At 66.0% G+C, this 22057-nt stretch carries 19 protein-coding genes and 1 tRNA gene; 10 read left to right on the top strand and 10 right to left on the bottom strand.

Going from position 1 to position 22057, the window contains the following annotated elements; genetic code table 11:
* Positions 1-103: 103 nt before the first annotated feature.
* The 3 genes from J0X25_RS32155 to J0X25_RS32145 all read left to right on the top strand — a co-directional run bounded on the left by J0X25_RS32155 (position 104) and on the right by J0X25_RS32145 (position 2779).
* Positions 104-1015, top strand: a complete 912-nt coding sequence (locus tag J0X25_RS32155) for a CbiX/SirB N-terminal domain-containing protein (RefSeq protein WP_207287970.1) — start codon at positions 104-106, stop codon at positions 1013-1015.
* Between the two features lie 3 nt (positions 1016-1018).
* On the top strand, positions 1019-2206 hold the full coding sequence (locus J0X25_RS32150) for a DR2241 family protein (RefSeq protein WP_207287969.1): 1188 nt from the start codon (positions 1019-1021) through the stop codon (positions 2204-2206).
* A 150-nt stretch (positions 2207-2356) separates the two neighbouring features.
* Positions 2357-2779, top strand: a complete 423-nt coding sequence (locus J0X25_RS32145; protein ID WP_207287968.1) for a hypothetical protein — start codon at positions 2357-2359, stop codon at positions 2777-2779.
* A 6-nt stretch (positions 2780-2785) separates the two neighbouring features.
* Here the strand turns inward: J0X25_RS32145 and J0X25_RS32140 are convergent, their stop codons facing one another.
* From J0X25_RS32140 to J0X25_RS32125, 4 genes are all read right to left on the bottom strand, one after another.
* On the bottom strand, positions 2786-3361 hold the full coding sequence (locus J0X25_RS32140; RefSeq protein ID WP_207287967.1) for a DUF7524 family protein: 576 nt from the start codon (positions 3359-3361) through the stop codon (positions 2786-2788).
* Positions 3362-3377: 16 nt separating this feature from the next.
* Positions 3378-3584: a methytransferase partner Trm112 gene (locus J0X25_RS32135; RefSeq protein WP_207287966.1), complete on the bottom strand. Its 207-nt coding sequence runs from the start codon at positions 3582-3584 to the stop codon at positions 3378-3380.
* A gap of 112 nt (positions 3585-3696) precedes the next feature.
* Positions 3697-4986, bottom strand: coding sequence for a glycosyltransferase family 2 protein (locus tag J0X25_RS32130; protein WP_207287965.1), 1290 nt, complete (start codon positions 4984-4986; stop codon positions 3697-3699).
* A gap of 142 nt (positions 4987-5128) precedes the next feature.
* Positions 5129-6508 (bottom strand): adenylosuccinate synthase, encoded by a 1380-nt coding sequence (locus J0X25_RS32125; protein WP_207287964.1) that lies wholly within the window; start codon positions 6506-6508, stop codon positions 5129-5131.
* A gap of 354 nt (positions 6509-6862) precedes the next feature.
* Here J0X25_RS32125 and J0X25_RS32120 point away from each other — a divergent pair, with 354 nt between their 5' ends.
* Positions 6863-7168: a hypothetical protein gene (locus J0X25_RS32120; RefSeq protein WP_008892687.1), complete on the top strand. Its 306-nt coding sequence runs from the start codon at positions 6863-6865 to the stop codon at positions 7166-7168.
* Between the two features lie 242 nt (positions 7169-7410).
* Here the strand turns inward: J0X25_RS32120 and J0X25_RS32115 are convergent, their stop codons facing one another.
* The 5 genes from J0X25_RS32115 to J0X25_RS32095 all read right to left on the bottom strand — a co-directional run bounded on the left by J0X25_RS32115 (position 7411) and on the right by J0X25_RS32095 (position 13058).
* Positions 7411-10008: a DUF7527 domain-containing protein gene (locus J0X25_RS32115; protein WP_207287963.1), complete on the bottom strand. Its 2598-nt coding sequence runs from the start codon at positions 10006-10008 to the stop codon at positions 7411-7413.
* Positions 10009-10056: 48 nt separating this feature from the next.
* Complete coding sequence (locus tag J0X25_RS32110) at positions 10057-10335, bottom strand: UPF0058 family protein (protein ID WP_207287962.1); 279 nt, start codon at positions 10333-10335, stop codon at positions 10057-10059.
* Between the two features lie 69 nt (positions 10336-10404).
* A complete protein-coding gene (locus J0X25_RS32105; protein WP_207287961.1) occupies positions 10405-11055 on the bottom strand; it encodes a DUF998 domain-containing protein in 651 nt (216 codons plus the stop codon).
* Between the two features lie 107 nt (positions 11056-11162).
* Positions 11163-12350, bottom strand: coding sequence for an ABC transporter ATP-binding protein (locus tag J0X25_RS32100; protein WP_207287960.1), 1188 nt, complete (start codon positions 12348-12350; stop codon positions 11163-11165).
* Positions 12351-12587: 237 nt separating this feature from the next.
* Positions 12588-13058 carry a DUF5793 family protein gene (locus J0X25_RS32095; RefSeq protein ID WP_207287959.1) on the bottom strand — a complete coding sequence of 157 codons (471 nt, stop codon included), beginning with the start codon at positions 13056-13058 and terminating at the stop codon, positions 12588-12590.
* A 186-nt stretch (positions 13059-13244) separates the two neighbouring features.
* Between J0X25_RS32095 and J0X25_RS32090 the strand changes: the two genes are divergently transcribed.
* The 6 genes from J0X25_RS32090 (at position 13245) to J0X25_RS32065 (ending at position 20363) form a co-directional block, all read left to right on the top strand.
* Positions 13245-15113 (top strand): type II/IV secretion system ATPase subunit, encoded by a 1869-nt coding sequence (locus J0X25_RS32090; RefSeq protein WP_207287958.1) that lies wholly within the window; start codon positions 13245-13247, stop codon positions 15111-15113.
* A 6-nt stretch (positions 15114-15119) separates the two neighbouring features.
* A complete protein-coding gene (locus J0X25_RS32085; RefSeq protein ID WP_207287957.1) occupies positions 15120-17228 on the top strand; it encodes a type II secretion system F family protein in 2109 nt (702 codons plus the stop codon).
* Positions 17229-17273: 45 nt separating this feature from the next.
* Positions 17274-17984 (top strand): class I SAM-dependent methyltransferase, encoded by a 711-nt coding sequence (locus J0X25_RS32080; protein ID WP_207287956.1) that lies wholly within the window; start codon positions 17274-17276, stop codon positions 17982-17984.
* Positions 17985-18070: 86 nt separating this feature from the next.
* Positions 18071-18141, top strand: a tRNA-Gly gene (locus tag J0X25_RS32075).
* Between the two features lie 467 nt (positions 18142-18608).
* Positions 18609-19586 carry an MBL fold metallo-hydrolase gene (locus J0X25_RS32070; RefSeq protein ID WP_207287955.1) on the top strand — a complete coding sequence of 326 codons (978 nt, stop codon included), beginning with the start codon at positions 18609-18611 and terminating at the stop codon, positions 19584-19586.
* Between the two features lie 582 nt (positions 19587-20168).
* Positions 20169-20363, top strand: a complete 195-nt coding sequence (locus J0X25_RS32065; protein ID WP_207287954.1) for a cold-shock protein — start codon at positions 20169-20171, stop codon at positions 20361-20363.
* 139 nt (positions 20364-20502) lie between these two features.
* Here the strand turns inward: J0X25_RS32065 and J0X25_RS32060 are convergent, their stop codons facing one another.
* Positions 20503-21891, bottom strand: coding sequence for a S8 family serine peptidase (locus J0X25_RS32060; RefSeq protein WP_207287953.1), 1389 nt, complete (start codon positions 21889-21891; stop codon positions 20503-20505).
* Between the last annotated feature and the right edge of the window lie 166 nt (positions 21892-22057).

The following is a 22057-nucleotide window of genomic DNA, read 5'->3' as shown; positions in this document are numbered from 1 at the left end:
TTCTGAAAGGAGTTTTCCCAACTATACAACTCTGGTTCGGGTTTCGGGGAGGACTATTCGCCTTTCCATAGAGTATAAATCGCTTCCGTCCGAAGGGAAGCCCATGCAAGCGCTGGTCATCGCGGCGCACGGTTCACACCTGAATCCCGACGCCTCTGACCCCACCTACGTCCACGCGGACACCGTCCGCGAGACGGGCGCGTTCGACGAGGTCCGGGAGGCCTTCTGGAAGGAGGAACCGCACTTCCGGGAGGTGATCCGCACCCTCGAGTCCGACGAGGTGTTCGTCGTCCCGCTCTTCATCAGCGAGGGCTACTTCACCGAGCAGGTCATCCCGCGGGAACTGCGCCTCGAGGAGTGGAATCCCGAGAAGTGGGACTCCGACGGCACGAGCGCCTCGCAGGTGACCCTCGAGGTCGGCGACGCGAACAAGACCGTCCACTACTGCGGCCCCGTCGGGACGCACGACGCGATGACGGACGTGATCGTCCAGCGCGCCGAGTCGGTCACGGCCGATCCCGACGTGGGGGAGGGGGTCGGCCTCGCGGTCGTCGGCCACGGCACCGAGCGCAACGAGAACTCCGCGAAGGCCATCGAGTACCACACCGAGCGCATCCGCGAGCGGGACCGCTTCGACGAGGCGAAGGCGCTGTTCATGGACGAGGAGCCGGAGGTCGACGACGTCACCGACTACTTCGACAGCGACGATGTCGTCGTCGTCCCGCTGTTCATCGCCGACGGCTACCACACCCAGGAGGACATCCCCGAGGACATGGGGCTGACCGAGGACTACCGGCTGGGCTGGGACGTGCCCAGCGAGGTCGACGGCCACCGCATCTGGTACGCCGGCGCCGTCGGCACGGAGGGGCTGATGGCCGACGTCGTCCTCGAGCGAGCGGCCGACGCCGGCGCCGATATCGGGGGCGCGCTCGAGGCGGTCCGCGAGGGCGTCGCTCCGACGGGCGACGGCGACCGCGGGACCGATCCCGAACCGAGCGCGGAGATGGGGGACTGACGGGTGACGGCGACGCTGCCGGCAGCCGACTTCGAGGCGCTGCTCGAGGCCGTCGACGCCGACGGGACGGTCGGGTTCGACGGGCTCCGGATCGATCGCGCCTCGGACGGCGACGGCTACACCCTCGAGACGCCCGACGACGAGTGGACCGGCCTCGAAGCCGACGACCTCCGAGACGCCCTCGAGCCGCTCGCGGCGTACGTCACGAACTGGCGCTACTGGCAGCGGTCGGTCGGCGGCGAGGGGACCGCCCGGCGGGCGTTCCTCCGGTGGTGTGAACGAGCGCCCCTCGAGCTCGAGGGAGACGGTGACGAACCGGCGGACGCCGACACCGACCATCCCGACCATCCGTCGGTCGACGACCCGCTTCCCGTTCCCGAGCGCTACGAGGCCCTGCGTGAGGGGATCGACCGTGAGTGGGGCCAGCTGTGCATCACCGCCCGGCTCGGCGACGACGTCGACGAACCCGCCGGCGAGCGCGTCTACGACCTGTGGCACGTCGACGACGCCGCCAGCGACATCGCCGACCTCGAGATCTACGACGATCCCCTCGAGGCCCGCGAGATCGCGACGTACGACGAGGACGGTCGGTACCGCCCGCTGAAGACCGCGCCCACGCTGCCCTCGGGGTGGGCGTTCACCGGCCTCTCGGGCGCGGAACTCGTCGAGACGGTGGAGTTCGTCTACCCCGCGACGGTCGCCAACTGGCACCGCGAACGGCGCGGGGAACTGGACGTCGACCACTGGGTCGAGACCGCCGAGCGCCAGACCGGCATCTACGACGTCCTCGACGAGCTACCCCGCGAGGCCGTCGAGTGGGTGGCCGAGGCCTGCTGCGTCGACTCGCAGTGTCTGCGACGACGCGAGTGGGAGTACGAGGCGGGCGACGACCTCGACGTCGACGGCGGCGACGGCCCGTTTCCCTGTCGGGAGCCCTGCTCGCTGGTCGTCGCCGCCGCCCGCAAGTGGACCATCCTCGAGTCCGAGGCGGAGCACACCTACGAACTCGAGTTGACCACCAGCGAGTACAACCAGCTCGCGGAACTGATCGACGCGGTCGCCGAGGGCCGAACCGACGAGATCCGCGAAGCGGACGTCAACGACGGTGCGAACCGTTTCCGGGCACGCTACCTCCGGGCCAAGCGGTTCGACGAGGAGGGGGACCTCGAGGGAAGGCGGGTCGACGACTGATCACCGCTGCGAGCGGGAACGGGACGACGACCGGGCGGCCCCCGAGAGCCGAACCGGGATGACCACTGCCCGTCCCCGTGACCCAGACGGGGGACCAGTCGCGCGCCGTCGGCCGCAATTTTGGTGTACCGGTACTCGAACAGTGCAGACGTGAATCGCCGCGAGTTCCTGACGACCACAGTGTCGACGACCTTCCCGCTGGCAGCCGGCTGTTCCGCACTCGCTGGGGAAGACAATGGCCTCACGTACACGCTCGAGATCGAGGGCCCGATCGAGGAGTCCGCAGCCGATACCGACCCGTCGATCGAGGTGCTCGATTACGAGACGATCGGGCTGGCGATGAGCCAGCGAGAAATCGTCGAGGAGACAGTTCAGTCGGGGTCGTACAGCGAGGAGAACGTCACCTGGGATACCCTCCCGGGACGGGAAGCGATCACGATGGACTTTCGGATGTTGCTCCAGCTACTCGCCCGGCACGTCGATCGCGATCCGGAGATCGACCGCCCGACGTCGTTCGAAACGCCGAGCCGGTACGAGAAGACGCCGTACCGAACGGTCGTCACCGCCGAGTGATCGCGCTCACCACGCCAACAGCAACAACGCGACGGCGACGCCGAGAACGACGACTGCCAGTCCCGCAGCGGCGACCGGACCGCCGATCGCCGTCGCCGTCAGCACACCGACCATGACCGCGATCGCGCCGAGTGCACCGATCGCCAGCGACGCCGGCTCGAGGGCGGTGACGTCGACCGCTCGCTCGAGAGCGGACCGGTCGGACCGGTCGGCGGGCGGGTCGGCGAGCGAGTCGTCGACGTCGACCCCGTCCGGTGCGGGGCCGACCGTCACGGGGATCGAGAGCGATTCGGATCCGTAGCCGGTCAGTATCTCGAGTTCGCCCGCGATGGAATCGTCGATTCGCTCGGCGGCGACGTGGACCGGGACGATCGTTTCGCCATCCTCCTCGACGTAGTAGTTCGACGTCTCGAGCGTCGCGATCCGCGCGAGCGCGTCGTCGAGACGACAGTGGACGTGCGCGGGCGAGCCGTGGCTCTGGACGCGCAGGCCGAACGAGCCGCGCGTCTCGACGGTGTCGACTGCGGCCTCGAGCGAGTCGGCGGATCCACGGTTGACGTGGACGATGACCTCCGGGGACACGGGTGAATCTGGCCGTTCAGGCCGGGGTCTCCTCGCGCATATCCGGCGGGAGCAGGTTCGGGATGCCGTCTTCGATCGGGTACCGTTCGCCACACTCGGTACAGACGAGGTCCCCACCGATGAGTTCGGCGTCCTCGTCGTCGCCCTCGTAGTCGGCGTCCTCGAGTTCCAGTTCGTGTTTGTCCAGCGGACAGCAGAGGATCTCCAGTAACGACTCCTTCATAGTAGGAAGGGTGACCGCATCAAGCAAAAGGTTTCGGGAACGTCGGGCGTGAGTCGATGGGGTTCGAGGGGAGCGTGCGCCCCGCTCCCTGGTCGAATCGGATCGGTTCGAATCACGCGCCCGTCTTCTCGACCTGATACCACTCGCCGTCCCAGCTCAGGAGGTACTCGAAGGCACAGCGGATCGTCACGAGACCGAAGCCGGGGTAGACGAGGGGAGCAAGCAGGAACGCCGGGGTCAGTCCGTGGATATGGCCGGCCCGGTAGTCGCGGTAAAGCGTCGGGAGAACCGTCAGCGCGACTGCGATCAGAGGCAGCGCCGCGACCGCGTAGAGCCCGTAGTAGACGAGGACGGCAATCTTGGCGACCACCGCGACCATGAACAGGCTGGCCGAGAGGCTGGTCGCGAGGCGGATCGTCGACGCGGCGCCGCGCAGGCCGGCGGGTTCGAACCCGCGGGTCACCGCCTTCTGGAAGACCTGAATGTGGCCGATCCGCCAGCGTTTGCGCTGCCCCCAGAGGTCCGCGAGGGTGTGGGGCGCTTCCATCTCGTTGGTGATGTGACGGGACTGCTTGACGTCGAGTCCCTGGCGGAAGCACTTGTGAGCGAAGTCGATGTCCTCGGTGAGGATGTCGTCAAGGCCGCCGACGCGCTCGAAGGCCTCGCGGGTAAACGCCGACGAGGAGCTCCGGCAGTAGGTAAAGCCCAGCGGTTCGATGAGCTTGTAGCTGGCGTGAAAGAGGAGCCGCTCGCAGTAGGCTAACGCCTCGACGTGGCCGTTGGCGCGCGGAACGCGTCGCACCTGGAAGACGTCGCGATCGTTCTCGAGCAGTTCGTACATCGCCGTCGGGACGAACTCGGGATCCACGCGTTCGTCGGCGTCGAACGCACAGAAGTACTCCGCGTCGAGCCGCGAGACGGCGTCGTTGATCGCTCGCGCCTTCGAGCCGGGCTGGCGATTGAGCAGGAGCCGAACGTCCGGATGGTCGGCCAGTTCACGGGCGGCCGCAAGCGTCGCCTCGTCTCCCGGTTCGCCGACGATTACGACCTCGAGGTTCTCGTAGTTGGACTCGAGGAGCGATCCGACGCTCGCCTCGAGGACGCCGCCGTCCCGATAGACCGGAACGATCGCGGCGACCGTCGGCCCCTCGGTGAGCCGCGCCTCGGTGTCCCGCCGCTGATAGACTTCGCGGGTGAGCATCAGGCCCGACAGCGCCGTGAGAAACGTGAAGAGCAGTATCGCCGGCACCGCACTCTTCGTCGCGAGATGGATCGCGGACCCGGGAACCTCGAGGATCACCGCGACCGGCTGAATCCCCTGATAGAACCCGATCGCGAGGCACAACCCAACCCCCGTAAACGAGCCACTGAGACCGACTGCGTCACGAAGGTCTACAACCATACTCGACAACATCTCAGAAGTGTATAATGAATCTATCTATCTTGTTGGGTAGTTAATGACGGTGAATAAACACCCACTGATTGATAGTGGGCGGGTTTTCGGCGCGATCTCGGACCGCGATCCCCGGCGCGTCAGGGACCGCCTACTCGTGGGGGTTCTCGACGACGACGGTCTCCTCGCGGCCGGGACCGACGCCGACCGCGTAGATCGGCGCGTCGAGTTCGTCGCTGATGTACTCGAGGTACGTGCGCGCGTTCTCGGGGATCGCATCGTACCCCGCCTCCGCGACTTCGCTCCAGTCGACTTCGGGCCAGCCCTCGAAGCTGCGGAACGTCGCCTCGCACCGGCCCCACTCCTCGGTGGTCGAGGGGATCGTGCGGATCTCCTCGCCGTCGAGTTCGTACGCGTGGCCGACCTTCACCTCGTCGAGGCCCGCGAGCACGTCGATGTGGTTGACAGCGAGGCCGGTAAAGCCGTTCGCGCGGGCGGCGTGGCGGAGCATCGGTACGTCGAGCCAGCCGACGCGTCGGGGGCGACCGGTGACGGTACCGTACTCGCCACCCTCCTCGCGGATGTACGTCGCCAGTTCCTCGTTCCGGCCCTCCGTCCCCTCGTCGTAGCCGGGCGTGTCGCCGACGACGCCGCCGAGTTCGGTCGGGAGCGGACCGCTTCCGACGCGCGTGAGGTAAGCCTTGACGATCCCGATGATCTCACCGGTGCCGACGACGCCGGGGCTGAGCCCCGTACCGACCGCGGCGCCGCCCGCCGTCGGGTTCGACGACGTCACGTACGGGTAGTTGCCGTGGTCGATGTCGATGAGCGTCCCCTGTGCGCCCTCGAACACGACGGTCCGTCCGTCGTCGATGGCATCCGAGAGGAAGTCGCCGGCGTTGACGGTCATGTTCTCCTCCTCGAGGCGACGGCCGAACTCGCGGAACTCCTCGAAGAGCGCGTCCACGTCGAACGCGTCGGGATCCTCGAGGTCCTCGACGTCGAGCCCGTAGACCTCTTCGACGAGCGCGCGCTTCTGGGGGACCAGGTACTCGAGTCGGTCCCGGAGGACGTCGGGGTCGAGCAGGTCCCCGATCCGGACGCCGCGGCGTCCGGCCTTGTCCTCGTAGGTCGGGCCGATGCCGCGGCCGGTCGTCCCGACCTCCTGATCCGTTTCGCTCTTGACGTCCTCCTCGATGCCGTCGAGGACGCGGTGGAGCGGCAGGATGGCGTGGGCGCGTTCGGCCACCCGGACGTCCGGCTCGAGCCCCTGCTCTCGGAGCGTGCTCAGTTCGTCGAACAGCGTCCGCAGGTTGACGACGCACCCGTTACCGAGGACGCCGACCTTCCCCCGGACGGCGCCCGACGGGACGAGCGAAAGTTCGTACTTTGCACCGTCGTGTACGACGGTATGTCCAGCGTTGTCGCCGCCCTGATAGCGAGCGACGATGTCGGCGGCGTCGCCGTAGAGATCGACGACCCCACCCTTGCCTTCGTCGCCGAGTTGCGACCCGACGATAGTGACGGTCATAACAGCGGCGGGTTCTTGCCGGGTCGATAAACAGATTACGGTATGGCCGGGGCCACGCAGTGAGAGCCACGGTTGTCGGGAGGGCCACGCGAGGACGCGACATCGCTCGGCGAGATATCGACGACGCCCGCGAGGGCGGATCCGACCCCCGAGCTTCGGTCCGCGGACGTCGACGACCGATTCAGAATTCGAGCGCATCGAGAACGATAACGAACGATATCAGGGTTTCGCCCGCGGAGATCGGCCGCAACCCGAAGCGTTAACTACTGACAGGAACGAGCATTCAGTTGAGAGTGGACGCTCGAATCATCGAGAGTAACGTTTAAAAGGTCCGAAGACAAGTTAACAAATGCCATGATAGACCGACTTGAGAAGGAAGTCGATATGCTGGAACGCCATCTTCAGGTTCTGAAGATGGTCATCGAAAACGAACCGATCGGGATCGTAAAGATGTCTAACGAGACGGGCTACCCCCACCACAAAGTCCGCTACTCCCTGCGCGTCCTCGAGGAGGAGAACCTCATCGAGCCCTCCAGCCAGGGTGCGATCAAGACCGAGCGCACCGCCGAGTTCGTCGACGAACTCGACGACAAGCTCGACGACATCATGGACAAGCTCGACGGAATGAAGATCGAAGACGTCGCCGAGATCGAAGGCTAGTCTCTCTGCCCGCACGTCCGACTCGACTACCAGCGCCCGGTAGCGAGCCGTTCGGGGCCGGGGATCGGGGGCCGGACCGGAGCCGATCGCCACCGATCGCGACGCCGTTCTGATCGGTCCGGAACGACCGAACGACCGCTTTTCGACACGGTACCGCCGCTAGTCGCGACGTCGACAGCCCGACGAAAACCGCGTCTTCTCACGCCACTGACGGCCCGAAACCGGACCGCCGCGCGCCCCGACTACAGTTCCGGGACGTTCATGTGGAACCCTTCGGAGCGCGATTCCACCAGACAGAGGTGATAGCCCTGTTTCCGCGAGAGGTTGACGTAGCTCAGCTTCGAGCCGCGACTCAACAGACCGCCGCTGGTCGCCTGCTCGGCCACCTCGAGCGCGCCGGGTTCGAAGTAACTCGAGGTGACGACGACCGCCGCCGCCAGGTCGGGATAGTTGGCCTTGACCGCCGAGGCGGCCTCCTCCATCTCCTCGAGCATCCCCTGAGTCGCGGGGTCGCGCGAGTCGTTCAGGTTCGCCACCACGAGCGGATTGCCCATCTTGTCGAACGCGACGACGTCGAAGGTCACCTGGTCGGGCACGTCTTCGGTATCGTCCTCCTCGAGGGAGAGCGTCGCGCCGAGTTCTGCGCGGTCGATCCGCGGAATCGCGTCGTAGAGGTCGGCCAGCGCGTCGGCGCTGCCGGTGTCGCGGATCTCGAAGAGCAGCATTTCGGTGAGCCAGTCGACGAACCGGTGTTCCATGGTCTCCGTCAGGAACGTCTCGTAGGGCCGGCCGTCGACCGCGACGTCGGCCGCGTCGAACCCGGTGTGGTGCTCCAGTCGCAGGTTCGAGGCGACGTCGGTTCGGTCGGCGTCGCCGTCGTGGGCGGACTCCAGCGTCGGCTGGCTCTTCGAGACGTACCGGACGAACAGGTTCGTGTCGGCCAGCGCCCGCTGGGGCGACAGCGTGGTGCTCGCCGACGGCGTCGCGTCGCCGCCGTCCGATCCCGACTCGCGGGCTCGTTTCAGTTCGGCCTCGAGTTCCTCGATCCGGGACTGCAGGCGGTCGACCGTCGAGGAGAGTTCCTCGTTCTCCGACTGCAACTCGTCGCGTTCGGTCTCGAGTTCCTCGGCTTTGGCCGCGAGTTTCTCGCGGTGTGCCTCGAGGGTCTCGATGCGCTGCGTGAGTTCGGCGACCCGTTCGTCGGCGCGGCCGCCGTTCGCCGCCCCGCCCGACGAGGAGCCGGACTCGGCCGTTCCGGGGCTCTTGGCCTCGGCGCGGTCCGTCCGCTGGGCCGCGCGCTGGCCGCTCGCATCGGACTGTCGCTGACGGCTCGTTTGTGTCGACCCCGCGGCCGTACCGCGCGACCTGCCGTCGGATCGGTCCGCCTCCGACGAGCGGCCGGTCCCGCGCTGGGTCGTTCCGTCGCGGCCGGCGGCCCCGCGCTGGGTCGAGTCGGCCGTCTCGCTGTTGTCCGGATCGATCGACGGGATACTACGCGTCTCCCGCCACTGAGCCTCCTCCTCGAATCGCTCCTCGTTCTCCGGCGCGTCGGCCGCGGCCTCGGTCGCCGTGTCGGCGGCGACGGCGGAGGCGGTTTCGGTCGTCGACTCCTCGTCGGTCGTCGAGTCGACGTCGTCCTCGGTCCAGGAGATGTCGTTCTGGTCCAGTTGCTCCGCGGCGGCCTCGACTTCGGCGAGGTCGGGGCTCGAGTCACTGGTCTCGGTGTCGGTCTCGGGATCGGTCGTCGACGCCCTCTGGTCGCCGTCGGCCTGAATGTCGGCCGCGTCGGGGCCCTTGCTCGCCGCTGGCTCTACGGCCTCCTCGACCGTTGTCTCCGTCGTCGGTTGCGCCTCGGTCTCGTCCGGGGTCTCGGAGTCGACCTCGCCGATCGCCGCTTGGACGTCCGGGTGGTCGTCGTCCGCGGGCGACTCGGTCGCGTCCGTACCCACGCCGGTATCGGTGATGCCGCTCGAGGCCGGTTCCGGGTCCGGATTCGCGTCGTCGGTGGCCGTGATTCCCGACGGCGCGTCCGCGGAGTCGGACGATGCGCCGTCGATAGCGGCCTCGTCGAACGAGACGTCCTCGATCGGTGCGGCGGTGCCCCCGGCGTCGGCCGCAGTCTCGGGCTCCGATCCCGAGATGTCGATCGACTCGACGGCCGACTCGGTCGGGTCCGTACTCGGTTCGGTCCGCTCCGGTTCGCTCGAGCCGGTCTCGGCGTCCGCGCCGGCGGTCGATCCAGCGCCTGCGTTCGATCCGGCGTCGGCGTCGGAACCGCTCTCGTCGGGGCCGTCCGACGCCGCGCCAGATACGTCGGTCACCTCGATCTCGACGTCGACGACCTCGTAGATGCCGACCTCGTCGGCGGCGCGTTCGAACGCCTCCTCGCCGGTCAGCAGCCGTTCGGCGTTCCCGATGTAGGCCGCGGCCATCCGCCGGCCGCCGTAGTAGACGGTGTAGTAGTCGCCGCTGAGAACGTTCTCGCTCAGCTTGACGTAGCCGGTAAAGGAGCCGTTCTGGAGGGTCTCGTCGACCTCCCGGAGGGGCGTTTCGTTCGTGTAGTAGTTCGCTCTCGTCTCACCGCCCCGTTCCTCCATCGTACAGAGGAGCGGGAGCGCGGGATCCGGTGCCTCGTGGGCGGTGCCGGACGCGCCGTCGAAGTCCTCGATCGTGCCGTCGAAGACGCCGACGACGCGGCCGTTGAGCATGAACAGCCACGTGCCGGCAGCGGCGACAGCTCCGGAGAAATCAGCGTCAGCGAGATCAGTAAGGCCGTCATAACCGCCGTTGAACGGGCGAGAATCCCATCGTTCGACGCGCTCTTGCGTGCGCGGGTCCATACGACAACAAGCGGGAACCGCACCAAATACGTTTCGCCTAGATAGAGTCTATATTTTTGACTCGGCGTCCTCGGCGAGCTCCTTCATTCGCTTGCCGATCCGACCGGCGCTCGAGAACTCGTCCTCGCTCATTCCCTTCGCTAAGGCGTTGCCTAACACGAAGACGGCGTGTTTGTGCTCGCTCTTGGACTTGTGGACGTGCGACGGATCCACGTCGAGGTTGCGGTAGGGTTCGAACAGCGCTTCGTCGACGTCCTCCCGCTGGGCGAAGTACTCCATGATCACGACGAGTTCTTCGTGAAGCTCGAGGAGTTCGTCCTTATGCATGCACGTGTGTACGAACGGTCCGGGCTTAAACGTTGTGTGGAACACAGGTACAATACCCGGACGGAGCGCTCAAATCCTCGATTTCGGGCGGTTGTCGGCGAGACGACGATACCGGTTCGCGGCCAGCGCCACTACCCAGCCGCCGAACGCGACAGCGGCGACGAACTCGGGCACGGCGAACCACGCGGAGGGATCGCCGGCGGCGGCTCTGGAGACGAGCCAACCCAGCCAGGTCAGCGGGTGCGCGATCCCGAGCCAGATCGAGACGAGACCGAGTCGGGCGTCGCCCGCGAGGACGAGGCCGCTCCCGTAGAGCCACTGCGCGAGCGGCGCGAGCCCGAAGTACAGCAGGGCGACCGGCGCGTGAAGCTCCGTTCCGAGGTAGTACGCGTCGTGGCCGAGGAAGAAGACGCCGATCCCGACCAGCGCGGCGGTCGCCGCCCACAGCAGCGCGACGCCCACTCGCTCGAGGCCGTTGCGGGCCGCGACCCAGAGCTGCCAGCCGAAGGGAACTCCCAGTAGCCCGCCGGCGATCAGGCCGCCGTTGAACAGGAGGAAGGTTCGGGTCCCGACGCGACCCATGTCCGAGAGCGCGCGGGCGCGCCAGGTGAACGTCTCCGGCGCGGCCAGCAGCGTCGCGAGACCGATCGCTCCCAGCGCGACGAGGGGAGCGGCGAATCCGCAGGCCGTCGTAATCCGCCGTCGAGACCGAGTACTCATCGTCTGAGAATGTCAGCAGCCGACTATCAAACTGTTCGTCTCCACCGGGCAGCGCCGAGGCAAGAGGGACAGTCCGCGGCAGCGTCGGCACCGATGAGGCAGAAGTATCAGTCCGCGGCGGCGTCGGCCGCGTCGGACGCTTCGGCGGCGGCCTCGCGCTGGCCCGCGGGGAACCACGCGAGGTCGTGGTCGGCGGTGATGCGGACGGCGACGCGCTCGTCGAGATCGATTCGGTCGGAGTGGTTGTGCATGCACTCGACGGTCTCACCGGAGTCGAGTTCGACCCGGTAGAGGACCGTCGGGCCGAGATAGCGCCGGTAGACGACGCGACCGTCGGCTTCGTCGTCGCTCTCGTCGTCGACCGGGAACGCCGTCACGTCGTCCGGGCGGAGCAGCAGGTCGATCGCGGTGCCGTCGTACTGGTGGGCGAGGCCGTTGACGTCGTCGCGGAGCACGCGCCCGACGGCGGTGTCGACGCTGTCGCCGTGGACGTCCCCCTCGAGAAAGCTCGCGTGGCCGAGAAAGCCCGCGACGAACCGGGACTCGGGCTGCTGGAAGATCCGCTGGGGGCGATCGATCTGTTCGACGTCGCCGTCGTTCATCACCGCGACGCGGTCGGAAATCGATAGCGCCTCCTCCTGATCGTGGGTCACGGAAATCGCGGTGACGCCGGTTTCCTTGATGATCCGGCGGACCTCCTCGCGCATCTCGACGCGAAGGTCGACGTCGAGGTTCGAGAACGGTTCGTCGAGCAACAGCATCTCGGGTTCCGGCGCCAGCGAGCGGGCCAGCGCGATCCGCTGTTGCTGGCCGCCGGAGAGTTCGTCCGGATACGCGTCCCCTTGGGCCTCGAGGCCGACGAGTTCGAGCAGTTCGTCGACGCGAGCCGCTCGCTCCTCGGCGTCCCACTCCTGGAGGCCGAAGGCGACGTTCTCGCGGGCGGACAGGTGGGGGAACAGGGCGAACTCCTGAAAGACGACGCCGACGCCACGGTCCTCCGGGGAGACGAAGCAGTCGGCCCCCGCGACGGCGTCGTCCTCGAGGAGAACCCGCCCGTCGTCGGGCCGCTCCAGCCCGGCGATCAGTCGCAGCGTCGTCGTCTTGCCACACCCAGACGGACCGAGCAACGTGAGAATCTCGCCGTCGCGAACGGACAGGGAGAGGTCGGTGATGACCTCCTCGCGCCCGTACCGTTTCACGACGCCGTCTAGCTCGAGCACCACCTCGTCGTCGTCCGGGGTGTGCTCGGGTCGTCGTCCCTCGGCCGTCGTCGTGAGAACTTGTTCGTTCGACATTGATCGATCCTCCGGTAGCCGGCGGTGCCGCGTCTATTGGATTTAGGCACCCCTAAAACACTTATAGCTGCCGGTCGGTTCCGACGGTCGGGAAGACCGACGGGCGCAGTTCGACGCCGGGAGTTGCAGTTCGACGCCGGGGTTGCAGTTCGACGCCGGGGTTGCAGTTCGACGCCGGGGTTGCAGTTCGACGCCGGGGTTGCAGTTCGACGCCGGGGTTACAGTTCGACGCCGGGGTTACAGTTCGACGCCGCTGGGGATCAGGCTGTGCTGACGGAGCAGGTTCCCCTCCTCGTCGTAGACGAGGAAGGTCCGTTTGTCGTAGGAGACGAACCCGTCGCCGTCGAGCGTGATTTCGACCTCGTAGCGGCCGTCGTCCTCCGTCGCGTCCTCTCCGTACCCTCGCGCGGCCTGGATGAAGGTCAGGACGTCCTGGGCCGGCTCGTTGAGTTCGAGAATGAACTCGCCGGTAACCCGGTTCGTGACGCTGACGACGCCGTCGGTATCTTCCCCGAGCGGTCCCTGCAGACGGAGGGCGACGTCGGTTTCCCCCGCCTCGAGAACGTCGCCGTCGGGACCGGTAAGGCGCTCGCGAAGCATCGTCGCCGGGCCGGTAAAGTCGATCGATACCGAGGGTTTACTCGGTTCGCCGTCGGTCTCGACCCAGTCGACGTTGCTGACGTCTAGCGTGAAATGCTCGCGCCTCATTCCGTACCGGTGGCTTCGCACTCACACCGTATCAACGTAACGCACAACGAATCAACGATCCGGTCAGTTCGAGCGCGTCGTTGTCGATACGCGGACCGGCGCGTCGCCGATCGATCGGCCATCTCACTTATGGCGGTTCGCGCGCGACATGCCACGAGAACGACTTCGCCTCGGAGATCCTCACAGATGTCAGACCAGATCGACGCAGGAACGGCCGACCGACCCCCAGTCGGCGACGACGCCGACGCCGGCGGCCGACTCGAGTCGACGATCGCGACCGCCCGCCGGACGATCCGCCGGGTCCGCGAGACGCTCCAGGGCTCGGAGATCGAGGTCACGAACTACGACCCGGGAGCCCACGGCCCGCTGCTCGAGTTCGACGGCATCGACGGCGTCGACGAAGCCGAGCGCTACTGGGTCGACGCCCCCTTCTCGTTCGTTACGATCGGCCACGATCCCGACACGAACCAGTACCGGTATCACACCGTCGAGCCGACGCTCCGCGAGGACGAGGCGGCCCTGCTCGAGACCCTGTTCGACGATATCCGCGATCCGCTGTTGTACCGCGAGGACGAGCCGGCCGACGTCGAGACGCTCCTGCGGGAGACGATCCACGAGTACCTCGAGCGCTACGGCGCCGAGATCGACATGGCGACGTTCTACCGCCTGTTTTACTACATCCACCGGGACTTCCGGGGCTACGGCCGCCTCGAGCCGATCATGCACGACCCCCACGTCGAGGACATCTCCTGTGACGGCTACGACCTGCCGATCTTCGTCTACCACGACGAGTACGCGGACGTGGCGACGGACGTCGCCTTCGCGAAGGCGGACCTCGACGGCTTCGTCGTCCGCCTCGCCCAGCACTCGGGCCGGCACATCTCGATCGGCGATCCGATGGTCGAAACGACCCTCCCCGACGGCTCGCGCGCGGAACTGGCCCTCGGCGAGGAGGTCACTCCCCGCGGCTCGGCCTTCACCGTCCGTAAGTACGCCGACGAGCCGTTCACGCCGATCGACCTGCTCGAGTACGGGACGTTCAACGTCGAGCAGTTGGCGTACCTCTGGCTGGCGATCGAGCACAACAAGAGCCTCATCTTCGCCGGCGGGACCGCCTCGGGGAAGACCACGAGCATGAACGCCGTCTCGATGTTCATCCCGCCGCGCGCGAAGGTCCTGACGATCGAAGACACCCGCGAGCTGCAGCTACACCACGACAACTGGCTCTCCTCGGTCACGCGCGAGCGCATTCACGAAGGCAAGGACGTGACAATGTACGACCTCCTGCGCTCGGCCCTGCGCCACCGCCCCGAGTACATCGTCGTCGGCGAGGTCCGCGGCGAGGAGGCGATCACCCTCTTCCAGGCGATGAACACGGGCCACACGACCTACTCGACGATGCACGCCGATTCGGTCCAGACGGCGATCAATCGCCTCGAGAACGACCCGATCAACGTTCCCCGGCCGATGGTCCAGAGCCTCGACATCCTCTCGGTCCAGACGCTGACCCGACTCGAGGACGGTCGCGTCCGCCGAAACAAGGTGCTCGCCGAGATCGACGGTATCGACCAGCGAACCGGCGAACTCGACTACTCGACGGCGTTCACCTGGGACGGCGACACCGACACGTTCCGGTCCAGTGGCAGCCGGCTGCTCGAGGAGATCCGCGACGAACGCGGCTGGAGTCGGGCCGAACTCCTGGACGAACTCGAGAACCGCCAGCGGTTCCTCGAGTACCTCCGGACGAACGGTATCGCCGACTACCGCCGGTTCACCGCGCTGGTCAACGAGTACTACACCGACCGCGAGGGCGTCCTCGAGACGATCGAGGCGGCCGACCTCGAGATGGACGGCGAGACGACCGACGCAGCCGACCTCGAAATGGACGACCAGACGACCGAAGCGACGCGTCCGAACGGTCTCGAGGACGAGGGAGACGAGTCGACGACCGAATCCCTCGAGTTCGAGGACTCGACGGTCGATGGTGGGCATGAGAATCCGACAGTCGATGCTGGGCACGAGGATCCGCCGACCCGAGGGGACGACCACGACTGAGCCACTATGAACCTCTCGAACTTTCTGCCGCTGGTCGTCGCACTCTGTTGCTGTGCTCCCGTCGTCGTCGCGCGGTACCACGACGGGGTCGACCGCGCGCTGACCCGCGCCGCGGTCGGCCTCTTCGGCGGCTACGTCGACGAGTTCCGTTCCGAACACTCCGACAGGCAGGCGGCCCTCCGGGCCGCCCACACGCCCGTGACCTACCGCGAGTACGGCGCGAAGACGGTTCTGTACGCGGGCCTGTTCGCGATGCTCGGCTCGGTGCTGGGGATCTACGTCATCTGGGCCTTGCTGTTCGTGCTCTCGATCGATCCCCGCACCCTCCGCGAGGCGCTGCCAAGCGCCCTCGCGTTTCTCGCGAACCTCGGCGGCGTCCCCGCGCTGTCGCCCGTCGAACTGTTCGGCCTGCTCTTCGCCTCCTGTCTCACGCTCGGCGCCGTCGCCGGCGGCGCCAGCTACTGGCTCCGCTGGTGGTACCCGGGCTACGTCGCCGACAACCGCGCCCGGCGCATCGAGGCCGCGCTGCCCTCGACGGTCGCCTTCGTCTACGCGCTCTCCCGCAGCGGGATGGCCTTCCCGAAGGTGATCCGGATCGTCGCCGCCCACGAGGAGACCTACGGCGAGGCCGCCGCGGAGTTCGACGTCGCGGTCCGCAGCATGGACACCTTCGGGCAGGACGTCGTCTCGGCCCTCCAGCAGATGGGGCGGCGCTCCCCCAGTCCGCAGTTCCGCGAGTTCACCGAGAACCTCGTCAGCGTCCTCCAGAGCGGCCACAACCTCTCGAACTTCCTCGAGCGTCAGTACCACGACTACCAGGAGGAGGCCGAATCCCAGCAGGAGCGGACCCTCGACCTGCTGGCGACGCTCGCGGAGGCTTACGTGACGGTGCTCGTCGCCGGCCCCCTCTTTCTCATCACGATCCTCGTCGTCATCGGCATCTCCGGCGGCGACACGATCGAGCCGCTGCGGGCGGTGATCTACCTGATCGTCCCCTTCGGCAACCTCGCGTTCGTGGTCTACCTGAGCGCCGTCACCGACAAACTCACCCCCGGCGAGGTGAGTGGCGACTCCTCGAGCGACGCCCCCTCGATCGAGAGCGAGGCCGCTCGAGCGACCCGCGCCGACGGCGGGAGGACCGCCGATAGTGGGCCACTCGACGCCGAATCGACTCCCCATCCCAACGTCGAACGCCTTCGGATCTACCGCCGGCTCCGGGGGCTGCGCGAGCGGTTCGGCAACCCCGTGCGGACGCTGCTCGATCGGCCGGTCCTGTCGCTGGGGCTCACGGTCCCCGTCGCGCTCGCGGGCGTCCTGTGGCAACTGCCGGGCGCCCTCGAGGGTGGCTTCGATATCTCGGCGGTCGACGACGCCGCGGCGCTGGGGCTGCTGGTCGTTCTCACCGGCTTTGCGATCTGTTACGAATTCCACCGCCGGCGCATCACCGCCATCGAGGCGGCGATCCCGGACCTGCTCGATCGACTCGCGAGCGTCAACGAGGCCGGGATGTCCATCGTCTCGGCGGTCGACCACGTCCGCGGCTCAGATCTGGGCCCGCTCGGCGTCGAACTCGACCGGGTCTGGGCGGACGTCCAGTGGGGCGCCGACCTGCAGACCGCGTTCGGCCGCCTCGAGACGCGCGTCCGGACGCGATCGACCTCGCGCGTGGTCACGCTGTTGACCGAGGCGATGAACGCCAGCGGGAACCTCGCGACCGTCCTCCGGATCGCGGCCCGGCAGGCCGCGGCCGACCGCCGACTCGAGCGCGAGCGCGCCCAGGCGATGGTCGAGTACATGATCGTCGTCTACGTTTCGTTTCTGGTCTTCCTGTTTATCATCGCGGTACTCGCGGGGTATCTCCTCCCGAGTCTGCCCGCGAGCGGGGCCGGTGAGGCGGTCGGCGCCGACGCCGGCACCGCCGTCGAGGGACTCGGCGGCCTCTCCGAGTCCGACAGCGCGGCCTACGGGACGTTGTTCTACCACGCGACGCTCCTGCAGGGACTGCTCTCGGGGCTGATCGCCGGCCAGTTGAGCAGCGGAAACGTCAGGGGCGGCGCGAAACACGCCGCCTTGATGGTCGCGCTGTCGGTCACCCTGTTCGCCGTGCTGCTCTGACCCCGTTGCGAACGCTTTTTGCGCGCCCCGCGAGGAACTCCGCCAATGGCCGATCACGGGGACCGAGACGAGGCCGCCGACTCCGACCGACGCGCCGCCGTTCGCGACACTTACGACCGAATCGCCTCGCACTTCGCGTCGACGCGGGAGTACGCCTGGCCCGAAGTCGAGGCGTTCGTCGAGACGGCCGCGGGGGACCTCGAGTCCGGCACGAGCGAGCGTCCGGTCGGACTCGACCTCGGCTGCGGCAACTGCCGCCACGCCGAACTCCTGGCCGACCACTGCGTCACCGTCGTCGGGGTCGACGTCAGTCGCGGTCTCCTCGAGACGGGTCGGGAGCGATCGCTCGAGCGCGGCTTCGACGTCGCGCTCTATCAGGGCGACGCCGCGCGGCTCCCGCTGGCCGAGGACAGCGTCGACCTCGCGGTCTACGTCGCGACGCTCCACCACCTGCCGACCTCGCGGGCGCGACGGGCCAGCCTCGACGAACTCGCCCGCGTCCTCGCCCCCGGCGGCCGCGCGCTCGTCAGCGCGTGGTCGACCGCCCACGACCGCTTCGAGGAGTCCGAGGGGTTCGACACCACCGTCGAGTGGACCCTCCCCGGCGGCGAGACCGTCGATCGCTTCTACCACATCTACGCGCCCGACGAGTTCGAGGCCGAACTCGAGGCGAGCGAACTCGAACTCCTCGAGTGGGAACTCTCGAGCGGGAACTGCTACGCCGAGGTGACGGCACCGGGAGGCGACTCGGGGTGAGGGCTCGAATAGGGAGAATCGCTCGACCCCGACGCGCTGCCCCGAAAAGCAAGAGCCTTAACCGTGGAGGGAAAATCGGCTGGTGCGCGCGGATGGTCTAGTGGTAGGACCTGAGCCTTCCAAGCTCATGGCCCGGGTTCAAATCCCGGTCCGCGCATTTCTGCTGCGAGCAACTTCGCGAGCAGCAGAAATCGCAAGAGGGATTTGAATTATACCGAGGTTCTGCGAGCGAAGCGAGCAGGTTCTCGGGAGTAGTTCAAATCCCGGTCCGCGCATGGAGACAGCAGAGCTGTCTCGCAGGTTTCCCACACATTATAGGTGAACAAAAGATGTGGGTCACAGCTCATAGTCCGGGTTCAACTAACGACCCTACCGTCGTACAGCGATTTCAAAAATCGTGACCTCGCTACCCTGGGCGCAACGGACCGTCGAAGAAGACGAGTGGGTTCCCGCCATTCAAGAAGCGATCGCCGATCTTCTACCGGAGGAACCGTGCTTCGAGTAGACTATGATCCGTCATAAACGATCGTACTGCCTTATCATGAGATAGGTATGCCAATAACCCGAACCCGAATTACGGCGTTGGTGAGCACTATAAGTAATTGAAGTGTGAATGTTGTGGCTATGGAAGGAATGGAACGGATCTCGATTCCGACACCGTTCAGCGTCGGGCGGGTAAACTGCTATCTCTTTACAAAGAACGGTCTGACCGTCCTCGATCCTGGACCCGCAACTGAGGAGGCCTACGAGGAGTTAGAACGCTCTCTCGCTCGCTTCGGGTACAGTAGTAGCGATATCGATCGCGTACTTATTACTCATCCTCACATGGATCATTTCGGTCTTGCACACCGGCTCGTAGCGGAATCGAATGCCCATGTATTCGCCCACGAGGATGCCGTCGAGCAGTTGTCTGACCCAATTGGATACTTCGAGAAGGAGCAGGAGTACTTCCGACCGTTCTTACTCTCGATGGGAATGCCTATGGATACGGTGGATACAGTCCTCGAGTTGCCGGAACCGTACACCGAGTATCAGGATCCGGTCACTGTCTCCCACGAATTAGCTGAGGGAGACACTATCGATGTCGGCGTAGAGTTAGAGTGCCTTTCGACACCGGGTCATGCCCCTGGTTCACTCTGTTATCTCGCAAAAACGGAAGGCATCATGTTTGCTGGCGACCATGTCTTGCCCGATATTACGCCGAATCCGTTACTTACGCTCGCACCCGGCTCCGAAGACGAACGAACGCGAAGCTTGCCGACATATCTCGAGTCACTACGAAAAGTGCTCGATACCGAGGTCCCGTTCGGGTACGGCGGCCATGGCGACCCTATCTCGACTCTTCAGAATCGAGCGCGAGAGACGATCACTCATCATCAAGAGCGGAAAGAACGAATCGCGGATCTCGTAGCCGACCACGAGCCGACGACGGCGTATCAAATTATGAAGGAGATGTTTCCGGATCTTCCAGCGACTGAAATGTTCCCCGGAATGTCCGAGGTGATAGGCCACCTCGACCTCTTAGAAGATGAGAATCGCGTTGTGATCAGCGAGTCAGATGGAGTAAAACGGTACGAACTCGATACACAGCAGTACGAGTAAGTCATTCTAACTCGCATACTAAAATCGGAGCTATCACGCCCGTATGGTCGATTCGCCCGATTCGAGGAAATTCGGACTCATATCGATGCTCGTAGCGACCATTCTATAGCCGTCGATAGGTCTCATCCGACTCGTCCTCGAATACGGAAGCAAGCCAATGGCCCGGGTTCAAATCCCGCTCCGCGCATTGCTGTCGCGAGCAACTCCGCGAGCGACAGCAATCGTACGAGGGATTTGAATTATACCGAGGTTCTGCGAGCGTAGCGAGCAGGTTCTCGGGAGTGGTTCAAATCCCGCTCCGCGCAGGAACCCACCATGGATGAAGAGTTCGGAAACGAACCATTCCGTGTGGCACATGACCAAATCATAAGCGAACACGATAGACCACTGAGGGAGAACTATGGATACGACGAAATACCTCGCTCGTTGTGACGGGTCGGGCACTGATTCGGTGAGATATCCCACGTATATATCTAAATATCCATAAAGTAGTGGACTTGAGAAACATTCGTCTCGAAAACCCTGGCTCAGCTATACAGATGCGGAACACTTATCCGTATATGCAGTCACGATTCAATCGCAATGGCAAACGGTAAGGTCGACTTCTTCAACGACACTGGCGGCTACGGTTTCATCGAGACTGACGACGCGGACGAGGACGTTTTCTTCCACATGGAAGACGTTGGCGGTCCGGACCTCGAGGAAGGCACGGAGATCGAATTCGACATCGAACAGGCCCCCAAGGGCCCCCGAGCGACGAACGTCGTTCGGAACTGATACGGGTTCGCACCGTCGCGGATAGCGGCGTCGCGTAACTTCGTTTTCTACGGCAGCACGTCCTCGAGAGCGACTGCTCGCGAGGCGGCAACGAGTTCGAAAGACGGAGCGGCAGCCACAAGGAGAGTTCCGGGACGCCCTATAGCGCGTCGAGGATGTTCAGGAATCCAGAGCCGTAGAATTCCTTGTCATAGCCGTCGGGAACCTCGGCCGCCTCCGTGAGCGCCGATCGAACCTGATTGGCGCCGTACTCCGGATTGACGCTCTTGACGAGCGCGGCGGCGCCCGCGACCTGCGGGGCGGCCATGGACGTCCCGGCGGCCCACGAGTAGGAGTGCTCGTAGTCGGCGATATCGACCAACTCGCCGTCCTCGTCCCGCTCGTACACCGGTTCGGAGATGGTACTGAACACCAGATCGTAGTACAACGCGGGTAGCCCGCCGATCACCTCCTCGAGGGACTGGTCGAAATCGCCGCCTGGGGCTCCGATCGCGACCGCGTTCGTCCCGTAGTTCGTGTAGGTCGCCGGACTCTCCGGCGGTGCCTGCAGGGGCGCGTCGTCGGCCAACGCGTGCCCGAACCCGATCGGCCCGGTCGCCGAGACCGAGAACGATCTGGCGGCCTCGTTCGGGAGGCTGATGACGTTCCCGTCGTGCTGGAGGTCCGCGTCGGCGTTCCCGGCGGCCATCACGAGCAGCGTGCCCTCGCGGTTCACGTGCGTCGTCGTGCTAGTGAGGACCTTCCCGTAGAAGTCCCCGTGGCCGGTCACCAACTCGCCGTCCTCGTCCCGGTAGGCGTTTCGCGGCACCGGATACGCGCCGAGGCTGAGGTTCGCCACGTCGGCATCGATGGTCGCGCTGTAGACCATCGCCGCGAGAATGTCGCCGAACAGCGCCGTCGCGTCCGGCGAGAAGACCCGACAGTCGACGAGGTCGGTCGCCGGCGCCGTGCCGGTGACCCCCTTCCCGTTGTCGGTCTCCGCGGCGACGATTCCCCCGACGTGGGTGCCGTGATAGCCGCCCGCGGCGTTCGCCGCGCCGAATTCGTCGGCCGTGAAGTTCCGGGAGAGCTCCTCGTCGACCTCGAGGTCGGGATGGTCGGCGGCGACTCCCGTGTCGATGATCGCGACGCGAGTCCCCTCGCCCCGGGTCGTCTCGTGGGCCGTCGGCACGTCCAGCGCCTGTTTGTCCCACTGGTACGGGTACAGCGGGTCGTCCGGAGCGTCCGCGGCGTCGACCGTCGGCGCCGCCTCGTTGACGGTCGGCTCCTCCAGTTCGAGTTCGATGTCGGGTGCGTAGTCCCGAACGGCGTCTGCCCGCCGCAGCTCGGATTCGTCGCCGCGAACGACCGCGAACGTCACGCCGGGCATCTCGTGGACGACCTCGAGGCCGCCGAGGTCGGCGTCGCCGCGGGTCTCGACGACGAATCGGTCACGCCGCGCGGCCGCCGTGACCGTGGTTCCGGTCGCGAGTCCGCCGAGGACGCCACCGCTGACAGTGAGAACCGTTCGTCTGCTGTAGTCTGTCATGCGACACACTGTCTATGACCGGGGTATATAAAAATAATTGACCATAAGAATATCGAGAGTATCGGCGGCGGAGATCCGCCGCCACTCTCGGTCTCGAAATTTCCCGGTGGGGCGGAGGTGACGGGAGAACCGACTCGAGCGGCGAGCGGCATCGACAGCGGTTTCG

It is taken from the genome of Haloterrigena alkaliphila (assembly GCF_017352155.2).
Classification (GTDB): Archaea; Halobacteriota; Halobacteria; order Halobacteriales; family Natrialbaceae; genus Haloterrigena; species Haloterrigena alkaliphila.
This window is presented reverse-complemented; position numbering and strand designations above follow the sequence as displayed.

What these genes read in the sequence shown, in the direction of transcription:
- J0X25_RS32155 (WP_207287970.1), top strand. Translation starts at nt 104, where the DNA reads ATGCAAGCGCTGGTCATCGCGGCGCACGGTTCACACCTGAATCCCGAC.
- J0X25_RS32135 (WP_207287966.1), bottom strand. Translation starts at nt 3,584, where the DNA reads ATGAAGGAGTCGTTACTGGAGATCCTCTGCTGTCCGCTGGACAAACAC.
- J0X25_RS32130 (WP_207287965.1), bottom strand. Translation starts at nt 4,986, where the DNA reads ATGGTTGTAGACCTTCGTGACGCAGTCGGTCTCAGTGGCTCGTTTACG.
- J0X25_RS32125 (WP_207287964.1), bottom strand. Translation starts at nt 6,508, where the DNA reads ATGACCGTCACTATCGTCGGGTCGCAACTCGGCGACGAAGGCAAGGGT.
- J0X25_RS32120 (WP_008892687.1), top strand. Translation starts at nt 6,863, where the DNA reads ATGATAGACCGACTTGAGAAGGAAGTCGATATGCTGGAACGCCATCTT.
- J0X25_RS32115 (WP_207287963.1), bottom strand. Translation starts at nt 10,008, where the DNA reads ATGGACCCGCGCACGCAAGAGCGCGTCGAACGATGGGATTCTCGCCCG.
- J0X25_RS32110 (WP_207287962.1), bottom strand. Translation starts at nt 10,335, where the DNA reads ATGCATAAGGACGAACTCCTCGAGCTTCACGAAGAACTCGTCGTGATC.
- J0X25_RS32105 (WP_207287961.1), bottom strand. Translation starts at nt 11,055, where the DNA reads ATGAGTACTCGGTCTCGACGGCGGATTACGACGGCCTGCGGATTCGCC.
- J0X25_RS32100 (WP_207287960.1), bottom strand. Translation starts at nt 12,350, where the DNA reads ATGTCGAACGAACAAGTTCTCACGACGACGGCCGAGGGACGACGACCC.
- J0X25_RS32095 (WP_207287959.1), bottom strand. Translation starts at nt 13,058, where the DNA reads ATGAGGCGCGAGCATTTCACGCTAGACGTCAGCAACGTCGACTGGGTC.
- J0X25_RS32090 (WP_207287958.1), top strand. Translation starts at nt 13,245, where the DNA reads ATGTCAGACCAGATCGACGCAGGAACGGCCGACCGACCCCCAGTCGGC.
- J0X25_RS32085 (WP_207287957.1), top strand. Translation starts at nt 15,120, where the DNA reads ATGAACCTCTCGAACTTTCTGCCGCTGGTCGTCGCACTCTGTTGCTGT.
- J0X25_RS32080 (WP_207287956.1), top strand. Translation starts at nt 17,274, where the DNA reads ATGGCCGATCACGGGGACCGAGACGAGGCCGCCGACTCCGACCGACGC.
- J0X25_RS32070 (WP_207287955.1), top strand. Translation starts at nt 18,609, where the DNA reads ATGGAAGGAATGGAACGGATCTCGATTCCGACACCGTTCAGCGTCGGG.
- J0X25_RS32065 (WP_207287954.1), top strand. Translation starts at nt 20,169, where the DNA reads ATGGCAAACGGTAAGGTCGACTTCTTCAACGACACTGGCGGCTACGGT.
- J0X25_RS32060 (WP_207287953.1), bottom strand. Translation starts at nt 21,891, where the DNA reads ATGACAGACTACAGCAGACGAACGGTTCTCACTGTCAGCGGTGGCGTC.